Raw genomic sequence first — 1,859 nt, forward strand, 5'->3', positions numbered from 1 at the left:
GGCTGGAGATCGAGCGCCGGGTCCGCGACGGGCTGCTCGAGATCGGGCGCAAGCTCGACATCCCGCCGCTGGTGACCAACGACTCGCACTACACCTACGAGTCGCAGTCCGAGGCGCACGACGTGCTGCTGTGTGTGCAGACCGGCAGCAACATCGCCGACCCCAACCGATTCCGGTTCGACGGGAACGGCTATTTCGTCAAGTCGGCCGAGCAGATGCGCGCGGTCGACTCGTCCGAGGCGTGGCTGCAGGGCTGCCGCAACACGCTGCTGGTGGCGGAGAAGGTCGACACCACCGGCATGTTCGACTTCCACAACCTGATGCCGCGGTTCCCGATCCCCGACGGGCACACCGAGGAGTCCTATTTCCGGCACGTCGCGTTCGAGGGGTTGCGCCGGCGGTTCCCCGACGGCATCCCGGACACGCACGTGAAACAGGCCGAGTACGAACTCGGGATCATCATTCAGATGGGCTTCCCGTCCTACTTCCTGGTGGTCGCCGACTTCATCCAGTGGGCGAAGAACGAGGGCATCGCGGTGGGCCCGGGCCGTGGCTCGGCGGCCGGTTCGCTGGTCGCGTACGCGATGGGCATCACCGACCTGGATCCGCTGCCGCACGGCCTGATCTTCGAGCGGTTCCTCAACCCCGAGCGCGTCTCGATGCCCGATGTCGACATCGACTTCGACGAGCGCCGGCGCGGCGAGGTGATCCGTTACGTCACCGAGCGGTGGGGCGAGGACAAGGTCGCGCAGATCGCCACGTTCGGCACGATCAAGGCCAAGGCCGCGATCAAGGACGCGTCCCGGGTGCTCGGCTACCCGTTCGCGGTCGGCGACCGGATCACCAAAGCGCTGCCGCCCGACGTCATGGGCAAGGGCATCCCGCTGGCCGGCATCTTCGACTCCGACCATAAGCGGTACGGCGAGGCCGGTGAGATCCGGACGCTCTACGACACCGACCCCGACGTCAAGAAGGTGATCGACACCGCGCGGGGCATCGAGGGCCTGATCCGGCAGACCGGTGTGCACGCGGCCGGGGTGATCATGAGCGCCGAGCCGATCATCGACCACATCCCGCTGATGCGCCGCGCCTCGGACGGCGTCATCATCACGCAGTTCGACTACCCGACCTGCGAGACGCTCGGCCTGCTCAAGATGGACTTCCTGGGCCTGCGCAACCTGACGATCATGACGGACGCGCTGAAGAACATCGAGCTCAACCACGGCAAGCAGGTCGACCTGCTGTCGTTGCCGCTGGACGACAAGGCGACCTACGAGTTGCTCGCCCGTGGCGACACGCTCGGCGTCTTCCAGCTCGACGGCGGCCCGATGCGCTCGCTGCTGCGGCTGATGAAGCCGGACAACTTCGAGGACATCTCCGCGGTGCTGGCGCTCTACCGGCCCGGCCCGATGGGCGCCAACTCGCACACCAACTACGCCCTGCGCAAGAACGGCCAGCAGGAGATCACCGGCATCCACCCCGAGCTCGAGAAGCCGCTCGAGGAGATCCTCGGCCCGACCTACGGCCTGATCGTCTATCAGGAGCAGGTGCAGCGCGCCGCGCAGATCCTGGCCGGTTACTCCCTCGGCAAGGCCGACCTGCTGCGCCGCGCGATGGGCAAGAAGAAGAAAGAGGTCCTGGACAAGGAGTACATCCCGTTCCGGGACGGCATGGTCGCCAACGGCTACAGCGAGGCGGCGGTCAAGGCGATCTGGGACGTCCTGGTCCCGTTCGCCGACTACGCCTTCAACAAGGCCCACACCGCCGGGTACGGCCTGGTCTCCTACTGGACCGGCTGGCTGAAGGCGAACTATCCGGCCGAGTACATGGCCGGGCTGCTGACCAGTGTCGGCGACGAC

At 66.8% G+C, this 1,859-nt stretch carries 1 protein-coding gene; it reads left to right on the forward strand.

Features of this window, described 5'->3' with window-relative positions; genetic code table 11:
* A partial coding sequence (dnaE, locus tag AB0M20_RS41175) for a DNA polymerase III subunit alpha (protein ID WP_364306722.1) occupies window positions 1-1,859 on the forward strand: 1,859 nt, incomplete at both ends.

Origin of the sequence: Actinoplanes sp. NPDC051633, from assembly GCF_040681735.1 — a bacterium.
GTDB lineage: Bacteria > Actinomycetota > Actinomycetes > Mycobacteriales > Micromonosporaceae > Actinoplanes.